Origin of the sequence: Cellulomonas sp. GbtcB1 (assembly GCF_019091725.1) — a bacterium.
Lineage (GTDB): Bacteria > Actinomycetota > Actinomycetes > Actinomycetales > Cellulomonadaceae > Cellulomonas.
Genome location: NZ_JAGXJG010000287.1, coordinates 1 through 265 on the forward strand (window position 1 = coordinate 1; position 265 = coordinate 265).

Sequence of the window (265 nt, forward strand, 5' to 3'; positions counted from 1 at the left end):
ACCGCTGCGCGCCCCGGCATTGTCGAGCGGTGGACGACCTACGCCGAGCGCGACCAGCGGCCCAGCGTGCGGGTGGAGGTGCAGGCGCCGCTGGCCTGGTGGGACTCGGACCACGGGCTGCGGGAGGACGTGGTGGGGCGGGTGTTCGGCCACCTCGGGACCTCGTCCGTGGACCTCGACGCGCCCCGGCCGTCGCCCGAGCCCGAGCGGGCCGCGACCGCCACCGTCGCGCTCCCGGCGCTGCTGCGCGCCCCGCGCACGGGGG

Annotated in this window: 1 protein-coding gene; it reads left to right on the plus strand. The window is 79.2% G+C overall.

The annotated features are described in order from the left end of the window. Window positions 1–265 (plus strand): hypothetical protein (locus KVT14_RS20480; protein WP_217617306.1); only part of this gene is annotated, 265 nt, incomplete at both ends.